Annotated in this window: 22 protein-coding genes and 1 tRNA gene; 12 read left to right on the top strand and 11 right to left on the bottom strand. The window is 33.9% G+C overall.

Annotated features, from left to right (window positions below; translation table 11 throughout):
• Positions 1–21 precede the first annotated feature (21 nt).
• The 9 genes from DSM00_RS02105 to DSM00_RS02065 all read left to right on the top strand — a co-directional run bounded on the left by DSM00_RS02105 (position 22) and on the right by DSM00_RS02065 (position 6480).
• Complete coding sequence (locus DSM00_RS02105) at positions 22–792, top strand: TatD family hydrolase (RefSeq protein WP_128756365.1); 771 nt, start codon at positions 22–24, stop codon at positions 790–792.
• Positions 793–838: 46 nt separating this feature from the next.
• Complete coding sequence (locus DSM00_RS02100; protein WP_164916280.1) at positions 839–1969, top strand: 1-acyl-sn-glycerol-3-phosphate acyltransferase; 1131 nt, start codon at positions 839–841, stop codon at positions 1967–1969.
• Positions 1962–2987, top strand: coding sequence for an asparaginase (locus tag DSM00_RS02095; protein ID WP_128756364.1), 1026 nt, complete (start codon positions 1962–1964; stop codon positions 2985–2987). Before DSM00_RS02100 ends, DSM00_RS02095 begins: the two co-directional genes overlap by 8 nt.
• A 96-nt stretch (positions 2988–3083) precedes the next feature.
• Positions 3084–3171, top strand: a tRNA-Ser gene (locus tag DSM00_RS02090).
• 73 nt (positions 3172–3244) lie between these two features.
• Entirely contained in the window at positions 3245–4042 is a 798-nt protein-coding gene (locus DSM00_RS02085; protein ID WP_128756363.1) for a MotA/TolQ/ExbB proton channel family protein, read from the top strand.
• Between the two features lie 26 nt (positions 4043–4068).
• Entirely contained in the window at positions 4069–4509 is a 441-nt protein-coding gene (locus tag DSM00_RS02080; protein WP_128756362.1) for a hypothetical protein, read from the top strand.
• Positions 4510–4517: 8 nt separating this feature from the next.
• Complete coding sequence (locus DSM00_RS02075) at positions 4518–5117, top strand: ExbD/TolR family protein (protein WP_128756361.1); 600 nt, start codon at positions 4518–4520, stop codon at positions 5115–5117.
• A gap of 27 nt (positions 5118–5144) precedes the next feature.
• Positions 5145–5627: an ExbD/TolR family protein gene (locus DSM00_RS02070; RefSeq protein ID WP_128756360.1), complete on the top strand. Its 483-nt coding sequence runs from the start codon at positions 5145–5147 to the stop codon at positions 5625–5627.
• A 124-nt stretch (positions 5628–5751) separates the two neighbouring features.
• Positions 5752–6480, top strand: coding sequence for a porin family protein (locus tag DSM00_RS02065; protein ID WP_128756359.1), 729 nt, complete (start codon positions 5752–5754; stop codon positions 6478–6480).
• Here the strand turns inward: DSM00_RS02065 and DSM00_RS02060 are convergent.
• From DSM00_RS02060 to pyrH, 11 genes are all read right to left on the bottom strand, one after another.
• Positions 6468–7076, bottom strand: coding sequence for a hypothetical protein (locus DSM00_RS02060; protein WP_128756358.1), 609 nt, complete (start codon positions 7074–7076; stop codon positions 6468–6470). The genes DSM00_RS02065 and DSM00_RS02060 overlap by 13 nt on opposite strands.
• Positions 7077–8531 (bottom strand): RNA polymerase factor sigma-54, encoded by a 1455-nt coding sequence (gene rpoN, locus DSM00_RS02055; protein WP_128756357.1) that lies wholly within the window; start codon positions 8529–8531, stop codon positions 7077–7079. It abuts the gene before it with no gap.
• A 107-nt stretch (positions 8532–8638) separates the two neighbouring features.
• On the bottom strand, positions 8639–9274 hold the full coding sequence (locus DSM00_RS02050) for a response regulator transcription factor (RefSeq protein ID WP_128756356.1): 636 nt from the start codon (positions 9272–9274) through the stop codon (positions 8639–8641).
• A 2-nt stretch (positions 9275–9276) separates the two neighbouring features.
• The gene (locus DSM00_RS02045; RefSeq protein WP_128756355.1) at positions 9277–10035 is read right to left on the bottom strand and encodes a sensor histidine kinase; all 759 of its coding nucleotides are present in this window, start codon (positions 10033–10035) and stop codon (positions 9277–9279) included.
• A gap of 324 nt (positions 10036–10359) precedes the next feature.
• A complete protein-coding gene (locus DSM00_RS02040; RefSeq protein WP_128756354.1) occupies positions 10360–11091 on the bottom strand; it encodes a hypothetical protein in 732 nt (243 codons plus the stop codon).
• A gap of 12 nt (positions 11092–11103) precedes the next feature.
• Positions 11104–11748, bottom strand: coding sequence for a hypothetical protein (locus DSM00_RS02035; protein WP_128756353.1), 645 nt, complete (start codon positions 11746–11748; stop codon positions 11104–11106).
• A gap of 163 nt (positions 11749–11911) precedes the next feature.
• Entirely contained in the window at positions 11912–13351 is a 1440-nt protein-coding gene (asnS, locus tag DSM00_RS02030) for an asparagine--tRNA ligase (RefSeq protein ID WP_128756352.1), read from the bottom strand.
• A 106-nt stretch (positions 13352–13457) separates the two neighbouring features.
• Positions 13458–15869, bottom strand: a complete 2412-nt coding sequence (locus DSM00_RS02025) for an efflux RND transporter permease subunit (protein ID WP_128756351.1) — start codon at positions 15867–15869, stop codon at positions 13458–13460.
• Positions 15870–15934: 65 nt separating this feature from the next.
• Positions 15935–18043 (bottom strand): DUF5686 family protein, encoded by a 2109-nt coding sequence (locus tag DSM00_RS02020; protein WP_241652340.1) that lies wholly within the window; start codon positions 18041–18043, stop codon positions 15935–15937.
• 156 nt (positions 18044–18199) lie between these two features.
• On the bottom strand, positions 18200–18763 hold the full coding sequence (frr, locus tag DSM00_RS02015) for a ribosome recycling factor (protein ID WP_128756349.1): 564 nt from the start codon (positions 18761–18763) through the stop codon (positions 18200–18202).
• 47 nt (positions 18764–18810) lie between these two features.
• Positions 18811–19518 (bottom strand): UMP kinase, encoded by a 708-nt coding sequence (pyrH, locus tag DSM00_RS02010; protein ID WP_128756348.1) that lies wholly within the window; start codon positions 19516–19518, stop codon positions 18811–18813.
• A gap of 191 nt (positions 19519–19709) precedes the next feature.
• On the opposite strand from pyrH, the gene DSM00_RS02005 reads away from it, so the two are divergent.
• From DSM00_RS02005 to DSM00_RS01995, 3 genes are all read left to right on the top strand, one after another.
• On the top strand, positions 19710–21059 hold the full coding sequence (locus DSM00_RS02005) for a hypothetical protein (RefSeq protein ID WP_128756347.1): 1350 nt from the start codon (positions 19710–19712) through the stop codon (positions 21057–21059).
• Between the two features lie 25 nt (positions 21060–21084).
• Entirely contained in the window at positions 21085–21651 is a 567-nt protein-coding gene (locus tag DSM00_RS02000) for a DUF6705 family protein (RefSeq protein ID WP_128756346.1), read from the top strand.
• A 338-nt stretch (positions 21652–21989) separates the two neighbouring features.
• Entirely contained in the window at positions 21990–22481 is a 492-nt protein-coding gene (locus tag DSM00_RS01995; RefSeq protein ID WP_128756345.1) for a hypothetical protein, read from the top strand.
• The last annotated feature ends 480 nt before the right edge of the window (positions 22482–22961 follow it).

Raw genomic sequence — 22961 nt, 5'->3', positions numbered from 1 at the left:
TAATTTTTAAATTTACCGCATATGTTTATAGACACTCATACCCACCTTTACAGCGAATCTTTTGATGAAGATCGCGATATAATGATTGCTAGAGCACAGGAGCTGGACATTACAGATTTTGTTCTTCCGGCAATTGATTCTACCTACACTGCAAAAATGTGGGACTTAAAAGAAAGGTATCCAGAATCTATGCATGTAATGGTGGGCTTACATCCTACCCATGTCAAACCAGAAAGTCTAGCAGATGAACTTAGTCACGTAGAAAATGAACTTGCTTTAAGAAAACATATTGCTATAGGTGAAATTGGTGTAGACTTATATTGGGATAAATCAACAAAAGAGATTCAAAAAGAGGCCTTTGCTCAACAAATACAATGGGCTAAGCAATACGATTTACCTATAGTTATACATTGTAGAGATGCTTTTAAAGAAGTATTTGAAGTACTTGAAAAGGAAAAAAATGATCGTTTAAGAGGGGTATTTCATTGCTTTACCGGCACTAAAGAGGATGCACTGCGAGCGATAGATTTTAACTTAATGCTCGGAATTGGAGGCGTTGTAACATTTAAGAATGGTAAAATAGATACGTTCTTAAATGAAATAGATGTCAAGCATATTGTACTGGAAACAGATGCTCCTTACTTAGCTCCTACTCCATATCGTGGAAAGCGAAACGAGAGTAGTTATCTGGTTGAAGTAGCAGATAAGCTTTCAAAAATTTACAATATTTCAATTGCTGAAGTAGGAGAAATTACTACAAATAATGCCAAAAAAATATTTAAGCTTGACTGATCAATAAAATATTTTGTTCTTTTACGATCAACCTAAAAAATAATTTGTGTCAAAATTTGACTCCATAAGACCTTATGACGATTCTGAAGTTCACGAAGCACTTCAGACCCATTATCGTCACCCTATGTTTCAGGCATTGTTACAATTTACATTTCCTGAAAAGTCACTGCGGGAAATAAAAGAAATTATTAACGAATGCCACTCTATATATGACTTTCAAAGTAAAATCATATATAAGTCTGTTCAAAAAATTATGGAGAAAAGCACGGATGGTTTTTCTACCTCAGGGTTTGAACATTTAAATAAAGAGCAATCCTACTTTTATCTATCAAATCATCGGGATATAATTTTAGATACCTCATTTATAAATGTGGCACTTTATGATAATGATTTGGTGATGACCGCTTCTGCGATCGGTGATAATCTGGTACAAAAGCCATTTTTAATGGCTCTTGCGCGACTTAATAGAAGTTTCTTAGTGCAGCGCAGTCTTTCTCCTAGAGAAATGTTGTTAAGTTCAAAAAATCTTTCAGAATACGTGGCGCATGTACTTGGTACAAATAACCAATCGATATGGATGGCTCAACGAGAAGGAAGAACTAAAGATGGTAGTGATAAGACACAACAAGGCGTTTTAAAAATGATAGGAATGGCTCGTGGAGATCAAGCCGTAATTCCATTTCTCAAAGACCTTAATATAAGACCCGTTGCAATATCTTATGAGTTTGACCCCACAGATATTCTTAAAGTACCAGAACTAATAGCTAAAAGCGAGGATATTGTATATGTCAAAAGTAACAATGAGGATTTTAATAGTATACTAAGAGGCGCACTAGGTTATAAGAAAAGAGTTCATATTGCCACCGGCAAATTAGATGGAAGTGTGTTTGATGAAATTGATTCTAGAGATTTATCTGATAATGATAAGCTTCAGGAACTTGCCAAGTACATAGACAAGGAAATTTACAGAATCTATAAATTATGGCCGTCTAATTATATAGCATACGATTTATATCACGAGACAGATACCTATTCATATACGTATACAGAAAAAGACAAAAGAGCATTTGAACGAAGATTAGAACGCAGAGTTGATGCGGCTAGCGAAATAGCAAAAGAAAGCTTTCTATTAATGTATGCAAATCCAGTAATAAATAAACTTAAAAGTCTTGAGTAAACCATCAAAAATTCTTCTAATATATACCGGAGGAACAATTGGGATGATCAAAGATTTTGAAACTGGAGCTTTAAAATCTTTTGATTTTAATGATCTTCTTGATAAAATTCCAGAATTACGCCTTTTAGAGTGTGAGATTGAAACTATCAGTTTTAAAAAGCCAATAGATAGTTCAAATATGAATCCACAACTTTGGTCTGAGCTTTGTACTATAATTGAAGATCATTATAGCGCAATAGACGGTTTTGTAATTCTTCATGGGAGTGATACGATGAGTTATACAGCATCGGCATTAAGTTTTATGTTAGAAAACTTAGCAAAACCTGTAATTCTCACCGGCTCTCAACTTCCTATAGGAGATTTACGAACTGATGCTAAAGAAAATTTAATCACGGCGATACAAATTGCAGCACTTAAGAAAAGAGGAAGATCATATATCACCGAAGTGGGGCTTTATTTTGAATATAAACTTTATAGAGGAAACAGGAGCTCAAAAATTAGTGCAGAACATTTTGAAGCTTTTAAGTCTCCTAACTATTCTCCACTCGTAACTTCTGGAGTTCATCTTACCATTGAAGATGAAAAACTGCTTCCATATACACGCAAAAAGTTAAAAATTCATAAAGAATTAACTACAGATATCTTGGTTGTTCACTTATATCCGGGAATAAATAAAACATTGCTCTCAGACACATTTGAAAAATTGACGTATAGTGGAGTAATTATAATGACTTTTGGCGCTGGAAATGGCACTACAGAAGCTTGGTTTATAGATTTATTGAAAAAAATTATTGACCGGGGAATACCTCTTGTTAACATTACCCAATGCAAATGGGGAAGTGTTCAAATGGGTAATTATGAGACCAGTACAGAACTGAAGGAGCTGGGTGTGATCTCTGGCAAAGACCTTACTATAGAAGCAGCCATAACCAAAATGATGTATCTCAATAGTCAAAATTTGGCTCCAAAGGTCTTTAAGACTATATTTGAAACTTCACTAAGAGGAGAAATGAGTTAATAAGAAATTATTATTATTTTGATTCTTCCTTTTGGGATTTGACATATTTTTTGTTATTTGGCAGCCTGTCAAAACTGGTTCGGCGCGACAAATTAAAGAGAGGTGGCCGAGCGGTCGAAGGCGCACGCCTGGAAAGCGTGTATACGCCAAAAGCGTATCGAGGGTTCGAATCCCTTCCTCTCTGCTATTTTTTAATATTTGAATAATTAATTTTATATCTTTATCCTTTACTAACTAAATTTTTAAGATCAAAAGCAATGAAAAGAGTATTTTCTATTCTAGTAATCACAGCTGTAATCGCTTTAGGCAATCTTACAGTTCAAGCAAATACTGCCTCTTTAATGTCTGTTAACGCAACAGTATTATCTGCAGCAGTACAAGATGAAGCTCCAGAAGCTGCAGCCGCAGACACTGATGAAGAGTCTTTATCATTCACTCAAGAATTAAAGAAACGTTTTATAGAAGGTGGTCCTGGCTTTATGGGGATTGTACTTTTATGTCTTATTTTAGGTCTGGCTATTGCAATTGAACGTATTATTTACCTAAACCTTGCAAGCACAAATACAGCAAAATTAGCTCAAGATGTAGAAGATGCATTAAACAGCGGTGGTATTGAAGCTGCTAAAGACGTTTGTAGAAATACAAGAGGTCCAGTTGCATCTATTTACTATCAAGGTTTAGACCGTGTTGACGAAGGCGTTGATGCTGCTGAAAAAGCTGTAGTAGCTTATGGTGGTGTTCAAATGGGTCTTTTAGAGAAAAATGTATCTTGGGTTTCTTTATTTATCGCACTAGCACCGATGCTTGGTTTCATGGGTACAGTAATAGGTATGATTCAAGCATTTGATAAAATTGAAGCTGCAGGAGATATGCAACCTTCACTTGTTGCTGGTGGTATTAAAGTAGCACTTTTAACAACTGTATTTGGTCTTATTGTAGCGATTATACTTCAGATTTTTTACAACTATATCATTGCTAAAATTGACAGCATTGTAAATGATATGGAAGATGCTTCAATCACATTGATTGATATGCTTGTACGTTACAAGAAGTAATAATCCTTTAAATACATAACTTTATTATGTTACATAAAATTCTAAAAATTGTTGCACTAATCCTGTCGATTTTAGGAGCTGTATGGCTTGTTAGAATCATTCTTGCAGGAGACACTGCAATTCTAGATTCAGCAGATTTACAGGATAGCCTAGTTACTCCTTTTATTTATATTGCTTATTTAATATTTGCAATTGCATTAGTGTTTGTCTTGGTATTTGTAATTAAAAATCTATTTACTAGCGGATCTTCCCTAAAAGGAACCTTAATAGGCCTTGGAGCATTCTTAGCTGTGGTTGTAATATCATTTTTACTTGCATCTGGAGAAGAAACTCCTATGAGAGATGGTGAAGTACTATCTGCATCTGCATCAAGATGGGTAGAAACTGGAATATATGCATTCTATTTACTTGCATTAATTGCAGTAGGAGCAATGGTATTCTCAGGTGTTAAGAAATTAGCTAAATAAATTTAATTATGGCAAAGAGATCAGCTCCAGAAGTAAATGCAGGTTCGATGGCAGATATTGCCTTCTTACTTCTTATTTTCTTTCTGGTTACAACTACAATTGAAACAGACAGTGGTATAAGTCGTAAATTACCTCCGGAACTTGATGAAAACCAACCTCCTCCGCCGGTAATTAAAATGCGAAATCTTTTTACTGTTGTTGTAAATAGTAATAATGATTTACTTGTAGAAGATGAATTGATGGATCTTAAAGATTTGAGAGCAGCAGCTGTTGAATTTTTAGATAACGGTGCAGAAGATTGTAGCTACTGCCAAGGTGCAAAAGCTGAAAATTCTTCAACGAATCCCACCAAAGCAATTATCTCGCTGGTAAATAATCGTGGAACATCATACAAGAGATATATTGCAGTACAAAATGAACTTGTTGCTGCTTATAATCAATTACGTGATCGTGAGGCGATGAGTAGATACGGAGAAACATTTATATCGATGGAAAATCGCTTTAATGACGCTCGTACTACTCAAGCTGTAAAAGACAAGCTTAAACCTAAATTAGAGATAATTAAGGAATTATATCCAGAGAAGCTTTCTGAAGCAGAACCTAAGTAAGAATAAAATTTAACACAATACACTACTATGTCTAAGTTTAATAAGAAAAAAGGAGGTGAATTACCCGCTATTTCTACGGCTTCATTGCCAGATATAGTTTTCATGTTGTTATTTTTCTTTATGGTTGCTACAGTAATGCGTGAAAACACATTAATGGTAAAAAACAATTTACCTACAGCTAATCAGATTGAAAAACTTGACAAGAAAGATCTTGTAATGTATATTTTTGCCGGAGAGCCTGTTGATAGGTATCAAGCAACTTACGGAACCTCAGCTAAAATTCAATTAAATGATAAATTTGCTGAAGTTGGAGATATTCAGGATTTCATTTATCAAGAACGCGCTAGTAAACGTGAAGAACTTGTACCTTTCTTAACTACAGCTTTAAAAGTTGATGGAGAAAGTAAAATGGGCCTTATCTCAGATATAAAGCAAGAACTTAGAACTGCTAATGCACTTAAAATTAATTACGTTACTAAGTCTGGTGACGCAGTTAAAAGCAATCAATAAGATGTATTAGATTTTCATTTCTTTTATAATAAAAAAACGCCCTGATTTTTCAGGGCGTTTTTTTATTATAATCAATATAATTAGATCAAATTTGATATCTGATTAATAATTTAATTTTCTTGAGATGAGTTATAGCAAAACCACAAAACGAAATATCCTACTAATCGCTATTACTTGTTTGACAATATTTACTGGTCAGTCACAGGATTCTCTAACCGTTGAGGTCGACAGCCTGAAAATTGACACAAAATACAGAGAGGATCAATTTTATTTGGGTGTAACATTTAATCTATTAACCAATAAACCAACTAGCCTATCTCAAAATGGCTTTAGTGGTGGTTTGCTCCTTGGTTATATAAGGGATATGCCACTCAATTCTCAACGCAATATTGCACTTGGCATTGGTGCCGGCTTTTCTATGAACACTTATAATCAAAATTTATTTGTAGGTGAAGACACACAGAATCAATCAATATTTGATATAATTGACTCAAGTGTTGATTATGATAAGAATTGGCTTTCTACTTATCTTGTAGAAATGCCCATACAGCTTCGTTGGCGTACCTCTACAGCAGCAAACTATAAATTCTGGAGAGTTTACACAGGATTACAGTTAGGTTATGTATATGCTTATAAATTTAATTTTGAAGAAACAGGCAATCAAGTCGTGCAAACCGATGTTTCTGAGTTTGACAGATATCATCTAGGACTAACATTTACCTTTGGATATGATACATTTAATTTTCACTTCTATTATAACCTAAATCCATTTTTTAAGGATGGTACTCTAGTTAATGGAGAGGCACTAGAGCTTAATAGCTTTAAACTCGGTTTGATGTTTTATATATTATAAAAATAAAATACAAGCAACTGCGGAAGCCCACCTACTAATATGCCAACAATCAATTCATGCATACTATGGGCTTTAAATTGTAACCGTGATGCTGCCGTACAACCAATAGCAATAATGAGTAATGAAATAATCTCCAGATAATTTGTAGTATAAACCATACTCAGCGCTATAATAAAAGAAAGCACTCCGCTCACACCCACCATATGTAAACTGGCTTTGTATTTAAAGAGGCTGAAAATTAATGCTAGTCCTGATGCAATAAGAATTCCTAAAAAGAATAAGTAGAGTTCTGGAAACTCATAACCATTAATTATTACGGTTACTATTATGATTGTGATACCTATTTGACATAACAATGGAATTCTTCTTTCCTTGACATCACTTAATTCTTTTGAGGATACAAGATTAATACTTTCAAGAAGGAAATAAAAAAGGATGGGTACAATAAGCGTTAAAATACTTATGGCAAATATTTTTGCATACATAAACGACTTCGGTATGAATTTAGGAGTTATTGCAAAATAAATAATTACACCCAGTAGTGGCATAAACAAAGGGTGCATTAGATATGAAAAACTACGTAGGATAAATTTCATTTAAATTTCCTTACGTAAACGTGCCACCGGCACATCTAACTGTTCTCTATACTTCGCAACTGTACGTCTGGCGATAGGATACCCTTTATCTTTCAAGATTTTTGCCAGCTTATCATCAGTTAATGGTTTACGTTTATCTTCATCTTGAATTGTCATTTCAAGGATTTTTTTAATCTCCCGTGTTGACACCTCTTCACCTTGATCATTTGTCATACTCTCACTAAAGAATTCTTTAATCAACTTTGTTCCGTAGGGAGTATCAACATATTTAGAATTTGCAACCCGAGACACAGTTGAAACATCCATTCCTATTTCATCTGCAATATCTTTTAAGATCATTGGCCGCAAATTACGCTCATCGCCTGTCAAGAAAAACTCTTCCTGATAGTTCATAATAGCGCTCATAGTTACAAACAAGGTTTGTTGCCGTTGTTTAATCGCTTCTATAAACCACTTAGCTGCATCTAGTTTTTGCTTAATAAACATCACGGCATCTTTCTGAGATTTACTCTTTTCAGAAGCATCCTTGTACCCCTTAAGCATATTTGTATACTCTCTAGAAACATGCATCTCTGGCGCATTTCGTCCATTTAAGGTAAGTTCAAGTTGACCATCACGTATACGTATTTCAAAATCTGGAATAACGTGCTCAACAACCTTAGTATTCCCAGCATAGGATCCGCCGGGTTTAGGATTCAAGTGTTCTATCTCATCAATTGCAGCTCTTAGCTGATCTTCGGTAATATCAAATTTAGACAAAAGTTTCTGATAATGTTTTTTGCTGAAGTGATCAAAGGCATTTGTTAATATCGATATTGCGAGTGAGACAGATTCGGTTTCATCCTTTCGCTTTAACTGAATTAATAAGCATTCTTCTACACTACGCGCACCAACACCTGATGGATCGAGATTTTGAACAATTTTTAAAATCTTCTCAAGAGTTTGTTCGTCTGTATAAATATTTTGGGTGAATGCTAAGTCATCTAATATATCAAGTAAATTTCTTCTTAAATAACCACTATCATCAATACTACCTATCAAGAATTCAGCAATCTCCATTTGCTCCTGATCCAGACGATAAGTATGCAGTTGAGACATCAAGTGTTGCGTAAAAGAAGTCCCAGACGCATAAGGAACCTGACGATCTTCATCATCACTACTATAATTATTAGTATTTAGTCTATAACTTGGAACCTCGTCGTCAGACAAGTAATCATCTACATTAATTTCAGTCTCAATTTTTTCAGATTCAAAATCATCATCTCCACTATTATCAAATTCCTCATACTCATCTTTAGGTTCCTCCTTACCATTATCAAGTGCAGGATTTTCTTCTAGCTCTTGTTTTACGCGTTGCTCAAATGCCTGCGTAGGTAATTGTATTAGCTTCATCAGCTGAATTTGCTGTGGAGAAAGCTTTTGAGATAGTTTAAAATTTAATTGTTGTTTAAGCATATAGATTGTCGAAACAGTTCTTACAAAAATAGAAAATTGCTCCTTGTAAAAAGTAAGAATGTTTTGTTAAGAATTTAACTAAAAAATCTATATCATAAATGTGTATGTTAGGGAGTGAAAATATTATTTTTGATAGCGTAAATTACTAAACCTGTACGATTTTTAAGACCTAACTTATGAAAGACAGATTCTCTGTAACCTTCTATAGTTTTAGGACTTAAAAACATTTTTCCAGCAATCTCTTTATAGGTCATTTCTGTACAAGCATGTTTAATGAACTCAATCTCGCGATCCTTAAGAACAACTTCTTCTTCTAATGTAGTTTCAGATTTCTTGATAAGGCGTTCAACAGTATTTGTATAGTAAAAACCAAATGTTAGAACCTCATTTAAAGCCTGCTCTAAAATACTTTTTCGAGTATCTTTTAATAAATAACCTTTAGCTCCAGAACGTATCATTTGCATAACTACTTGTTCATCCTCTTCTATTGAAAGTGCCAGGACTTTAATATCTGGGTGATGCTTTGTTAAATATTTTGTAGTCTCTACCCCGCCCATCACAGGCATCTTAACATCCATTAAAACAATATCTGGAATTTGAGCATTAGTTGAATTGAGATAATTTATTAATTCTTTACCATTGACTGAAATATTAACAACCTCAAAATTTTCAAATTGTCTTACTAAACCTGCAATGGCTTCAGACAGTAATGTGTGATCGTCTACTAATGCTACTTTATACATAGTTAATCTAATGGATATATTAATTTTAATTGCGTGCCTGCTCCTGGTATTGAGTTTATTCTCACGTGCGCATTTATCAAATTTGCTCTTTTATCTATATTACTAAGACCTATTCCATTCTTAACAACTTTTTCAGAATCAAATCCTACACCGTCATCGTGAGCAATAATCTCTAAAGAATCAGCTTTAAAATGTACCGAAAGTTTAAGGTTGGCTGCCTTCGAATGCTTCATCGTATTAGTAATAAATTCCTGTACGATTCTAAATAAAACTATTTCTGCCTGCGAATCAATAACTACAGGATCACCCAATAACTCATACTCTGCAGATAAAAATTTAAGCCTGTTGAATCGAGCAACTTCCATCTCCAGAGACTTTATCAGCGATTGCCCATTTATAGCTTCAGGATTAATAGATTTTGATAAGGCTCTAAGCTCATTTAAGCCTGTTCCTATCGTTTCTGCAACTTCAAGCATTTCTTCCCCACCTTCGATGTTTTGTGCTTTAATTTTAGCTAATGTGAGTAACTGGCCTATATTATCGTGTAATTCCCAACTAATGTTGCGTAGGGTTTCTTCTCTAATTTCAATCTGAGTTTCTGCAATAGCTTTTTCAAATCGTTTTTCAGCTTCTATTTGCTCACGAAGCAAACTATTTTTTCGTTTCATAAACACCGAAAACAGAACAAATACAATTATGGCAAGCAAAAATAAAACTAATAGAACGACAAGAATGACTAGTTGCAAAGTCGATTGATCCATAATCTCTAAAATTATTAAATTTTGTATCCTTAAGGCGATATAAACCGAAGCTGAGGATAATGGGACATTATTAATGCTACACAAAAACTTTGTTATACTTCATCTATAAAATATAAACTAGTCTTTCTGAGAAAAGGTAAAAACATACTTTAAAAATTGCAAAAAGAAATACAAACCCTAAAAAATTCAATCAGATTTTGAAACCATATCCTAGTGTGTATTTGAAAAAGCACCTAATAAAAGTGTCAATCTTTCAACTCATTAAATAGCACATTTTCTACATTTATAATTTTAAATACTTAATCTAAGAATGAATTCAAATGCTTATCCCAGCTTTATATTTTTCACAAATTGAGGCCTCTTAGCACGATAAAATCCATATGCAAAAATGACATACATAACACAATAGGCCCAGAAACTAGCGTTTCTTACAATACTAAAAAAAGTATTAAAACTATTTGAAGCGTCAGTTATTTTTGCCCAACCTACATAAGTCATAATAACTACTGGAAGCTGAATAACACTACTCACTAAGAGTCCTACACTTATAAATATCAAAATTGAATCTTGAATTTTACTTAGATCTGTATTATTAATAGTTTCAACTAGATAAAATAGAATTATAACAATTAAAAAAAAATCACCAGTAACAGCGGCAAGTATTGGTTTTTCTGAAAGAAAATCACTATTAAAAATAAATGACAAATAAATTATACCCCAAATTGCCCCTAATAGTATTGTTGCTCTTTTATAGGTTGTGTTTTTTAAAAATTTATAATACAAACCGTAATAAACTGTAAAGCATATGAAATATCTTATATTATAAAACACAAAGTTCATATCCACTAATTTTGTGACATAAACAAAAGCACTTACCATTTCATTAATAAAGTTGTAACCTAAAAATAGTATAAACCAAATTATCGGAGTTTTAGAAAATTTTTTCCAATATATCAGGCCCATCAAAAATGAAAATAACTCTAAAAAATCCATTGTCAATAATGAAGGATTATTTAAAATATGGGCTAACCTTTCAGACGAGATGTTAATATCCAAGATTATTTTATTTTATTGAAAATCTTCGCCTCCTACAGGTGGGGGTGGCGCTTCGTGTCCTATATTTTCTGAAAGTGATTGTATATTTTCACCTCCAGATTTGTTGTTTAAAGCTGATCCATTAAGTACAGAACCTACAGTTACTGCCTCAAAGTTACCTTTAGCATCTTTTTTTATGGCAAAACTTACTGTGTCTTTAGTCCCATCTGCTGTAACAAACTCAGCTGCAGGATTAAAAAACACCGTACCTCTATTAGATTTATCTTTATTTTTAACTTTCTTACCGTACTTACCTAAATATACACGTAATTGTAATATTTCAATGTTAGCAGAATCAGCCTGTTGCTCAATAAATGCCATATACTTTTTCATTTCTTTAAATGAAAAACTTACATAGCGAGTTGTTTGTTTATAATTTGCATCATCTTTAGGTATTGTATCTCCATCTTCCGTAACATTTTCAGAAAGCTCTATTAAAGCTACACGGCTATTACCATAATTTTTATATAAGGAGTCTGCAGCTGCCACTGGTATAATATTATTTGGAGCCTCCTGTATAGGGATTTCCTGCTCATCACAGTTGCAAGATTTTTTCTCACAAGAATGAATTAACAAAGTAGCAACAAATGCGATTGCTAGTAAAGTATTTTTTTTCATTGAGTCGTTGGTTTTAATTACATAGCTGTAAAATAGACATCTTTTGATTCTTAAGGAAAATAACCTTAAAAAAAGGGTGTTTATCCCCACCAATAAATAATAACAAGCGGCATAAAAAAACCCGATTTTTAAATCGGGTTTTTGGAGAATACTTTCTTTATAATTAAAATTCTGCATTTTGGGGAAAACGTGGGTAAGGTATTACATCTCTAATGTTTGTCATACCAGTAGCGAAAAGAACTAAACGTTCAAAACCTAATCCAAATCCACTATGTATACAAGTACCAAATCTACGTGTATCTAAATACCACCACAGCTCTTCTTCAGAAATATCTAATACAGCCATTTTCTCTTGCAACACATCAAGACGTTCTTCTCGTTGTGAGCCTCCTACTATTTCACCAATACCCGGGAATAAAATATCCATTGCGCGTACAGTTTTCCCATCTTCATTTAAGCGCATATAAAAGGCTTTAATATTTGCAGGATAATCAAATAAAATCACCGGACATTTAAAATGCTTTTCTACCAGAAAACGCTCGTGTTCACTTTGCAAATCTGCGCCCCACTCTTCAATAGGATATTTAAATTGCTTCTTTTTATTCGGCTTAGAGTTCTTTAAGATATCAATAGCTTCTGTATAACTTACCCTTTTAAAATGGTTATCTGCAACAAATCTTAGCTTATCTCTTAACGCCATAGGTGCACGATCAGCTTCAGGTTTACTTTTGTCCTCTTGTATAAGTCTTCCTTCTAAAAACTCAAGATCATCTTGACAGTTATCTAGAACATACTTAACAACATACTTTATAAAATCTTCAGCCAGATCCATATTCATATCTAGATCATTAAAAGCTACCTCCGGTTCTATCATCCAGAATTCTGCAAGGTGTCTACTTGTGTTTGAGTTTTCTGCTCTAAAAGTAGGGCCAAAAGTATATACCTGACCTAAACCTAATGCATAGGTTTCTGCTTCTAATTGACCAGAAACTGTCAAATTTGTTTCTTTTCCGAAGAAATCTTTCTTATAATCTATATTACCTTCTTTATCCTTAGCAGGATTTTTTAAGTCCTGAGCAGTTACCTTAAACATCTCTCCCGCTCCCTCTGCATCACTACCCGTTATAATAGGTGTGTTTACGTAATAAAAACCCTCTTTCTGAAAATATTCATGAACAGCAAAACTTAACTTTGAACGTAAACGCATTACAGCTCCAAATGTATTTGTACGTACGCGTAGATGAGCTTGCTCGCGTAATTTTTCAAGTGAATGACGTTTAGGCTGCAGAATAGTCATTTTAACCTCTTCCGGATCAGCATCTCCAAGAATTTTCACGTCTTTCACATCAACTTCTACAGATTGACCACCACCTTGGCTTTCAATTAAGTTACCCGAGACAGCAATTGCAGCACCTACCGTTATACGTTTTAACAATGCAGAATCTGTATTTTCAAAGTCTACTACACATTGTAAATTATTAATTGTAGAACCATCATTTAAGGCAATAAATCGATTCGCTCTAAAGGATCGTACCCATCCTCTCACGGTAATCTCGTGTCCTTTTGGTTCTTCTTTTAAAATATGTACAATGGTTTTTTTCATAATGGTTTTTATCTAAAATCACCGGTTGCAGTGATAGTTCAATTTTATATTAAGCAAATATATATTTTACGGCTATTCCCGCAAAGCGGAAACCTATATCTCAACATTAATCTTTGTCTAACTTCTCAAGCTCTTCTTCATCATCAGCCTCATCTAAAATTTGAATAGCCGGTTTTTTAAAATCTTCTTCATTTGCAATGTTACGCTCAAGCGAAAGCAATAACGAAGGCAGTAACAATAGATTGGAAAGCATCGCAAAAATTAGCGTCACAGAAACTAGTCCTCCTAAAGCAACTGTACCTCCAAAACTACTTATCATAAAAACTGAAAAGCCGAAAAATAATACTATTGAGGTATAAAACATACTTACTCCAGCTTCTCTAACTGAGGCGTAAACCGAACGTTTAATTTTCCAACCACTACTGCGTAGTTCTTGTCTGTATTTTGCCAAAAAATGTATTGTGTCATCTACAGAAATACCAAAAGCAATACTAAAAACTAATATAGTTGATGGTTTTATAGGAACTCCCAAAAATCCCATCAAACCGGCTGTTATCAACAACGGTAATAGATTAGGAATTAATGACACTAATATCATCTTGACCGATCGAAACATAAAAGCCATAAAGATCGCTATAAGTAAAATAGCTAATGATAAGCTTATAATTAAGTTGTTAATGAGATATGTTGTGCCTTTTTGAAAAACTAGCGCCTTACCAGTAAGTGTTACATCAAATTTATCTTCAGGAAATAAAATATTTATTTTATTGTAGAGATTGTCTTCTACTATTTCCATTCGGTCTGTGCCTATATCCTGCATAAAGGTAGTCATACGTGCATATTGACCTGTAGAATCTATATAACTATCAAGCAAACCTGCCTCGGTAGAAAAGCTTTGTGCGTAAGGCAATATAAAATTACGTTCATTTGAAGTTGGCAACTGGTAGTACTGCGGATCTCCGTTATAAAACGCTTGCTTGCCATATTTAACCAGATTAACAATTGACAGCGGTTTTGATAGTTCTGGAGTTTCTGAAATTGTAGTTGCAAGCTCATCCATTCTTTTTAAAGTGGGTAGCTTCATTACTCCTTTTGGTCGCTTAGTGTCTATTAAAACCTCGAGCGGCATAATACCATCAAATTCAGACTCAAAAAATTTAATGTCATTATAAAATCCTGTATTCTTAGGCATATCTTCAATAAGACTTCCAGATACTTTAATTTTATAAATACCTATCATACTTACAATAAGAAGCAAAACAGTAGTTATATAAATCGTGATTTTTCGATCACGCACCATCTTTTCAATCCAGTTTACAAAACCTTCTATCCAGGATTTTCCTAAGTGTTTTAAATGACGCTCTTTAGGCGGAGTCATGTAACTATATACAATAGGAATGATTAGCAGACTTAATAAGAAAATCGCCAGTATATTTATAGATGCTACAATACCAAATTCTTTAAGTAGAGAACTTTGTGTAAGTATAAAAGTTGCAAATCCTGAAGCAGTAGTAATATTAGTCATCAAGGTGGCATTACCCACTTTTGTTATTACCCGTTGTAATGCCTTAATTTTATTACCGTGATTTTTATATTCTTGCTGATATTTATTAATTAAAAATATACAGTTAGGAATTCCAATTACAATAATTAAGGGTGGAATTAATGCAGTAAGAACCGTTATCTCATATCCTAAAAGTCCTAAAAATCCAAACGCCCACATTACTCCGATTACCACAGTAATCATAGAGATGAATGTCGCTCTATAAGACCTAAAAAAGAAAAAGAATATTAAAGAGGTAACAACAAGCGCCCCACCTACAAACCAACCAATTTCCCCTATTATCGTTTTACTATTTAAAGTACGTATATAAGGCATCCCACTAGTATGAACTGTAATCCCGGTTTCTTCTTCAAATTCTTCAATAAGAGGAATGAGATCATCAACTATAAAGTCTTTTCGAGCTGCGGTGTTTACAATATCCTTTCTTAAGTAAACGGCAGATCGTACTGTACCAGTTCTCTTGTTATATATTAGACCTTCATAAAAAGGAAGATCATTAAATAGCTTCTTTTTAAGAGATAGCGCTTCAGAATTAGAGCTTACTTCACCTTCAATAAAAGGCTTTAAATCAAAACGTTTAGGATCATCTTCTCTCTTTAAAAGCTTTAAATCTTTTAACGAAACAGATAACGCTACTGCATCAAATTCATTTATTTTATCTGATAAAGCATTCCATTTATTTAAAATTTGAGGTGTAAATAGTGAAGAATCTTTTATCCCAAAAACAACTAAGTTCCCTTCTTCGCCAATTTGCTCTAGAAACGTGTTGTATTCTAAATTAACCTCGTGATCATCCGGCAGCAGATTTGCTTCAGTATAGGTAAAACGCATATATTTCCATTGCGTTCCTAAAAAAACCGTAAAGCCGGCAATAATAAACAGTATAAAGAGTCTGTTACGTAGAATGAGGCGCGCGACACCATTCCAAAAACCGTAACCCAATAGCTTGGTCATCGTCCTAATTTAAGAGCCGCAAAGGTACTTATTTGATACTGAAATCCCTTTAGTAAAACCCCTTTTTACAATTGTAGGTTAAAGGTGAACTTAAATGCTATATTATCTGAGAAGTTAGGAAGGCTATATGCTCCATATCGGTAAGTTAAACTTGTTCCAAAACCAAATAAGATTTTATTAATTTCAAAACCGGTTTCTGTAAACCCTTTGTTTAATTTCCCAAATGTCACATCCTGATGCCTATCTATATTACTTATATCCCCTATGGCATAACGCGTGATAAAAACCATTTCTGGCTGAAATTTAGGTCCAAAATTAAATGGACGCAAATGGTGCTTTACTTGTAAGGTAGCCAACCTGTCTGAAAAGAATTCCCCAAAATACATAGTTTCAAAACTATTTACACCAGCTACAGAAAAGCGCTGCATTACAGTTTCCTTAGTAGGCGCATTAGGATACGCGTGAAATAAATGCGTTAAAGGCACTTCGCCAAATGCCATTTTACCCTCAATCAAAAATTCTGTAGTAGATTTATTTAAACGTTCAACCTGATAGAAAAATTTAGCTCCAATACGTGTAAAATCAAAATCTCCGTCTAGCAAACCAGACATACCTTTAGATATTTGCGCAGTGATTTTAGGATACCCATCATAGATCTCTACCGTACCTTTTTCTGAACGCATAAATTTACTTGATGGACTCCAACGAACACCAAAAGTTGCTTCTGTAATGTCATATTCTGAATAGGTGTTATCTCCCAGAGCAAAAGTGTAGTCTTGAGTTTGCAGAACATTTGTTTTAGCAAATTGAAATTCTGAAAGTATTTTTGGTGTAATTTGATACTCCTGATTTAAACGGAACGTTTTATAGTCAAAAAATTGAGTGATATTAACAAGTCTGGGCTCAAACAACGAGTATACCCTACGATCTGTTAAATAATTAAAACTTCCGGTTTCTTGCAGGTCATCGCTATAACTCAAACTTAGCCAGGCGCCGTGTGATTCATTTAACAGCACTCCGCCTCCAAAACCATATTTTAGAACCTTATCTTTAAACCCATACGCCGCGTAGCCCTCAACTCTATAATTCTTAGAAAAAGCTGCATTAGTTACACCACCCAATCCTAAACGCAAGCCCTCGTAATTATTAAATTTCAAGGGGTAAGTAAGATCAAAATCAAAGAAATCTACTGTATAATAGCCTATACCAAAATTATTGATCATCGCAAGCCGTCTCTCAATATTTTCTGTTTTAACGACATTATCTAAATAATCAAAACTATTTAAATCGCGCTGAGATAATGCTTGTGTACGATATCTATTCCAGAAGGATTCTGGTTTATCTTCGGCATCCTCCATCACTTCGATAGCCAGATTTGAATGCTCTAAATCCTCCACTTCGGAAAGATTATAGTTGGCATTATAAGAAGTTGATAGCATATACCTTCCCTGAATAGCTTCCTTTACAGGATTGTTTTCTATGGTACCTATTGAAACTTTTCCTCTAAAAAGCGACAACCTCTTAGAACTCTCGCCTTTTTCAATGTATAATTTACTTGATTTTGGCAGGTAGATATCTTTACTCTCAATATACTGATACTCCTGCTCAATACGGGCTACGAGCTCATCTTTTAGAGCGATATGCATTTTCTGTAACGCAAGAGATGCTTTGTCTAAATACAGTATTCCAACTAATCCAGGTATGGTTTCAGGTCGTTGTGGTTTAAATGAAACTGCATAGCCAGGTCTTCCTAAGATAACGGTATCAGATACAAATTGATACTCATAATTTTTGAGTCCGCGCTTTGAAAGCGGACCCGCATAACGATAATTAAATATTAAAAAATCCTCATCATAAAATGACCTGGACTGAAGCGTGATACCTAAAACCTCATAGCGCGGTTCTTCAAAACCGGCCATATTAAAACCTAAAACTTCTTCCTTAAAACCATCTGCAGCGTCATAATTATTTATAGCTACTTTCTCTGTGAAAAAAGAATGAGAATTTGTTTGACGTTCTAATGAATCTGTAATTATCGTTTTTTCATAAGTCGTATAACTATAATGCTCAAGTGCTTTTTGAGGATTGTTTATAACGCTATTATTTATGGCAGCCTGCATTAAGGAGTCGACATCTACTTTAATTTGCTGTGCACAAAGACTCTTGAGTGTCAAAAAAAATACTAGTAGGCAGAACGTAAGCGATTTAACCATTATAATACGTGACTTAGAATTTAAAAATAATATAAAAAAAGCGACCTTATGGTCGCTCTTAGCATGAGTTTAACTGGCTAAATGTATTCTTAACTTAGCTAGCAAAACAGTATCAAATTAAACTGTAAGGATTTCCTTTTCTTTAACAGCTAATACTTCGTCTATTTTTTTAATATAAGCATCTGTGAAATCTTGTACATCTACTTCTGCATTACGACATAAATCTTCAGCAAGACCCTCTTTCTCTAACTTCTTGATCTCATTATTCGCATTCTTACGGTCATTACGCACACCCACTTTTGCATCTTCTGCTTCAGCTTTAGCTTGTTTCACAAGATCTTTACGACGCTCTTCTGTAAGTGGCGGAACATTGATAATTACGCTCTCACCATTATTCATAGGATTAAATCCTAGGTTAGCATTCATAATCGCTTTCTCAATCTCATGGATCATTGCTTTCTCCCACGGTTGAATAGAAATTGTTCTACCATCTGGTGTATTCACATTCGCCACTTGAGAGAGTGGTGTTTGACTACCGTAATAATCGACCATAACACTTCCTAACATCGCAGGACTTGCTTTACCGGCACGTATGTTTGCAAATTGTTTTTTAAGATGCGTAATAGCACTTTGCATTGCCTCTTCAGTACCGTCTAAAATAAATTGTATGTCTTCGTTCATAGCTTTATAAATTCTCCGATTTTCTAGAATCGATCAAAAATACTAAATTATAAATTTACAGTTGTACCTATAGCTTCACCATTAACAACCTTTAAGAGATTGCCTTTCTTGTTCATATCAAACACAATAATTGGCAATTCGTTCTCCTGACTTAATGTGAAAGCGGTGGTATCCATTACTTTCAGTCCTTTTTGAAGTACATCTTCAAAACTTATAAAATCAAACTTCACAGCTTTATCATCTTTTTCAGGGTCGCTGGTATAGATACCGTCTACACGAGTACCTTTTAAAATTACATCTGCATGAATTTCTATAGCTCTTAAAACAGCTGCTGAATCTGTAGTGAAATATGGATTACCTGTACCTCCACCAAAAATAACTACACGCCCTTTTTCTAAATGACGAATAGCCCTTCTGCGAATGAACGGCTCTGCTACTTCGTTAATTTGAATTGCACTCTGCAGACGTGTTTGAATGCCCGCTTCTTCCAGTGCACTTTGTAGCGCAAGACCATTTATAACAGTTGCGAGCATTCCCATATGATCTCCCTGAACGCGATCCATACCTCGGCTTGCTCCAGCAAGACCTCTAAAAATGTTACCGCCACCTATTACAATAGCTACTTCTACACCTTTATCGAGAACTTTTTTAATTTCTTCTGCATATTCTGCTAATCTATCGGGATCAATACCATACTGGCGGTTTCCCATTAATGCCTCACCAGATAATTTAAGAAGAATACGTTTGTACTGCATGATTTTAAAAAATTTTGGGCAAATATACGGTTAATTAGGTTTGTGATAAAAGTAGACATACCTGTGTAGAATATTAAAAAAACAATTAAATTTAAAAACCTCCCTACAGCATAATGCATTACAACTCTTGATATACATTATGATGAAAAAAAATTAAATTAAATGTTATTTTACTGGTTTGCATCAGCTTTTTGCTGTTTCAGAGCTGTGAAAAAGATGACACATCAGCTCAAATACAACTGGAACAAAATGAAATAAAAACGGTATCTCCTGAAAATACGATTGATTATCTCAATAGTTTTAAAAAATCAAAATCTAAGAGCTTAAAGAACTATTTAGTAGCTATTGGTGATACCGTTAGTATGGAGAACATTACTAATAGTTCTGAAAAATTAGCAGTAATTCCGGTTAAAACCATTCACGGTAATTTTAAAAGTAGAATTCTTCTTTTGGAAATTGAAGGAAAGGTTAAAAGTGTTGTTTTCAGTACAAAAACCTACGACCGTTCTACAAAAAATTCGTTCTCTGGTGAAATTTTAATTACTGATCTGGAGGGAAATTTTATAGATGCCTTTGAAATAATAGAAGATAACATCACTGCCCAATACCTTAGTAGGAGAAAAGACATTACTGCTAATTTACAAAATAGAAGAATCGCTGACGACGAGGGAGACGATTGTGGTGATGGTTGCCCATTTTCTGTATGTAGTTGGTGTGGTGAACTTGAAACTGTTGTGGTTGTGGCAACACCATCAGCCGAACATTATACGCTCTCTATTGATTTGCTATACTCACAAGGGTCTAATGGTACAGCTGATGGCTGCGAAGTAGGTTGCGATAATTATTGGAACTTTAGTAATGATGGTGGAGGCGGTGGTTTTACAAATAATACTGAAGATAAAATTCATAATCCTTGTGAAGAATTAAAAGCACAAATTGATGACGCATCTTATCTTGCTAAATTTGAAGAACTTAATAATGAAACAGGTAAGCAAAAAGAAACCGGCTATGCAGAAAATAAAGATGGCTCTTTTACAAAGCTTAACCCTATAAATAATGCTCATTCCCTAAGCCTGAATGGACTTGACTATAAAAATTTAAACGGCTTTATACACACCCATCTTGATGACTTTGAAACTGGCAAAATTATAGATGGGCGTCCTGAGATTAATCAAATCTACCGCATATTCTCCCCCGCAGATGTGATTGCCTTTCTCAATATTGCAAAACAGTCTGCAAACGCAAATGATGTATATGCCTCAGTAATTACTAGCTCGGGCGATTATACCCTGCGTTTTACAGGTGACACCAGCGGTATAACAGGATTAAAAAGCGCAGATGATTATTTAGAACTTTATAAACAGTATCTAGACAGATATTCGAGTCTTGAACGCGGCTTCTTAAATTTTTTGAAAGACCACATCAAGGTTGATGGTATACAACTTTTTAAGATCACAAAACCCTTATTCAGCAACGATTATGAGGTTAAAGCAAAAACTCTTGACGATAAAGGTAAAGTTGACTCCCAAGATTGCATTTAATTAATACATTTAAAAGAAAGAAGAAATGAAAACTAAATATTTGACTATCGTTTTACTCGCCGTTTCACTATGGGGCTGTAAGGCCCAGATTATACCTGTAGAACAACATCACAGCTATTACAAAAAAAATGGAATTGAAATACCAGATGGAGCCTATTTAAAGGACGTAAACAACCTGTTTACAAAATTTCTAGGTACTTGGAAAGGTTCTTATAATTCAAATTTTTATGAATTTCGTATTGTTAAAAATACAAAGAGCATTCTAGGAATTCAAAAGGACGAGCTTTTGATGCGTTATAAGATCACAGACGCTAACGGTAATCTTACCGAGAATACCCTATCACTTCCTAATGATAGTCCTTTCGTATTAAAAAGCGGATATATTGCCGAAACCGGTAGTTATGTCTTTTCATATATAGGCAGAAACAATAAATGTGGGCAGAACGGCTGGGTATTTTTCAACCAGACAAAAAACACAACGAATAAAGCCAAGTTATTCCTTTCTGTTCAGGGTGAAAGCTACCCAATTTGTGATACAGGTCCTGCTGAACAAATTCTGCCTTTGGATTGGATTGGATTGACTAAACAATGATTTTAAATCGCAATGTTAGAAAGGTTATTGCTTGCTTGATGTAGAATTTTAATAAAGCTATTTTCTAGAGTAGGATTACTAATTTTGCCTAGCAGCTACTGTAAGAATGGAGCATTACGCGCTTAATTGACTGGCTTTACTCACAAGGGTCTCATGGTACAGCTGATGGCTGCGAAGTAGGTTGCGACAATTATTGGAATTTTGGAAACGATAGTGGTGGCGGGGGTTTTACAAATAATACTGAAGATAAAATTGATAATCAACTGACCGGCAAAGCTGATTGTGTATTTAATAAATTACAGAGCGTAGGAGTAAATGCACAAAATTATTACAATCTAATGACTGAACTTTTTGTAAAGTTTAGAAGCAATAACCTCGGAGAAGCAAATATTTCTTTTAAAATAGGAGATATAGGTTATACAGGAGGTAAGACTGAATATTTGGGCAATGGTGATTTTTTAATTACAATAAGCCCTATAATGCAGAATAGTTCAAGTATTGAAATTGCTACAGTGCTTATTCACGAAATAAGTCACGCATATTTAGGAAAACGCTATTTCTTGTTCAATGCCTCCTTTAGGGAGCTTTATCAGAAATATATAAACGAAAATGGCTTGGGTAATTATAGTCACGATATAATGAATGATTATTTTGTGGATAGAATGGCTAGAGTTCTACAAGAATTTAATCCTTCAGTTTTTGGAGTTTTAGATGATTATAAATTGTTATCAGCACAAAAATTGTTTGAAATGAACGATGACAAAAAAGAAGAACTTGCAAGATTAAAAAAAAATGCAAAAGAAATAGATCAGACTTGCAATGAAAATTAAAACTAAACTATTTTATTTCCTGGTAATAGCTGCTATAATCGCTACAGCGTATTTAGTCTTAAAAGAAGACACAATTAAAAACTTATATATCGATTATTCTCAAATCCAGCCACAATCAAAACTATATGGTGACCGGAGCTTTACAAAAACAATGACAAACTCTTATTTGTCAACCTAAGCCAAAAAATAACTTATAAACCACTATCAAAACTTAAAAAATATGAAACTATAACATTAGATTCTGTTTTTGAAATTTTTGAATCAAACAAAAATCATTTATTTGAAAATGGAAAGAGTGATTATAAAGTTTATTTAATCAAGAGGGATTCTGCGAATAAACGATTAATATTTCGAGAGATTTCTCCCGCAATAGAAATTAGCGACGATAAAAATGATAATCAGTAAAGCTTAATTATCTTAATTCACATCATAATATTATCTATTTGCATTATTCACTTTTAGTATTTTTGATAATAGCGA

This window comes from Leeuwenhoekiella aequorea (genome assembly GCF_004104375.1).
Lineage (GTDB): Bacteria > Bacteroidota > Bacteroidia > Flavobacteriales > Flavobacteriaceae > Leeuwenhoekiella > Leeuwenhoekiella aequorea.
The sequence above is the reverse complement of the archived record's forward strand: the minus strand, read 5'-3'. Positions and strand labels throughout refer to the sequence as shown.

Bases quoted from the DNA above. Each gene is read 5' to 3' on its own strand.
- DSM00_RS02035 (WP_128756353.1), bottom strand. From the start codon at position 11,748: ATGAAAAAAAATACTTTACTAGCAATCGCATTTGTTGCTACTTTGTTA.
- DSM00_RS02000 (WP_128756346.1), top strand. From the start codon at position 21,085: ATGAAAACTAAATATTTGACTATCGTTTTACTCGCCGTTTCACTATGG.
- DSM00_RS02075 (WP_128756361.1), top strand. From the start codon at position 4,518: ATGGCAAAGAGATCAGCTCCAGAAGTAAATGCAGGTTCGATGGCAGAT.
- rpoN (WP_128756357.1), bottom strand. From the start codon at position 8,531: ATGCTTAAACAACAATTAAATTTTAAACTATCTCAAAAGCTTTCTCCA.
- DSM00_RS02080 (WP_128756362.1), top strand. From the start codon at position 4,069: ATGTTACATAAAATTCTAAAAATTGTTGCACTAATCCTGTCGATTTTA.
- DSM00_RS01995 (WP_128756345.1), top strand. From the start codon at position 21,990: ATGACTGAACTTTTTGTAAAGTTTAGAAGCAATAACCTCGGAGAAGCA.
- DSM00_RS02085 (WP_128756363.1), top strand. From the start codon at position 3,245: ATGAAAAGAGTATTTTCTATTCTAGTAATCACAGCTGTAATCGCTTTA.
- DSM00_RS02065 (WP_128756359.1), top strand. From the start codon at position 5,752: ATGAGTTATAGCAAAACCACAAAACGAAATATCCTACTAATCGCTATT.
- DSM00_RS02045 (WP_128756355.1), bottom strand. From the start codon at position 10,035: ATGGATCAATCGACTTTGCAACTAGTCATTCTTGTCGTTCTATTAGTT.
- DSM00_RS02070 (WP_128756360.1), top strand. From the start codon at position 5,145: ATGTCTAAGTTTAATAAGAAAAAAGGAGGTGAATTACCCGCTATTTCT.
- DSM00_RS02060 (WP_128756358.1), bottom strand. From the start codon at position 7,076: ATGAAATTTATCCTACGTAGTTTTTCATATCTAATGCACCCTTTGTTT.
- asnS (WP_128756352.1), bottom strand. From the start codon at position 13,351: ATGAAAAAAACCATTGTACATATTTTAAAAGAAGAACCAAAAGGACAC.
- frr (WP_128756349.1), bottom strand. From the start codon at position 18,763: ATGAACGAAGACATACAATTTATTTTAGACGGTACTGAAGAGGCAATG.
- pyrH (WP_128756348.1), bottom strand. From the start codon at position 19,518: ATGCAGTACAAACGTATTCTTCTTAAATTATCTGGTGAGGCATTAATG.
- DSM00_RS02025 (WP_128756351.1), bottom strand. From the start codon at position 15,869: ATGACCAAGCTATTGGGTTACGGTTTTTGGAATGGTGTCGCGCGCCTC.
- DSM00_RS02050 (WP_128756356.1), bottom strand. From the start codon at position 9,274: ATGTATAAAGTAGCATTAGTAGACGATCACACATTACTGTCTGAAGCC.
- DSM00_RS02105 (WP_128756365.1), top strand. From the start codon at position 22: ATGTTTATAGACACTCATACCCACCTTTACAGCGAATCTTTTGATGAA.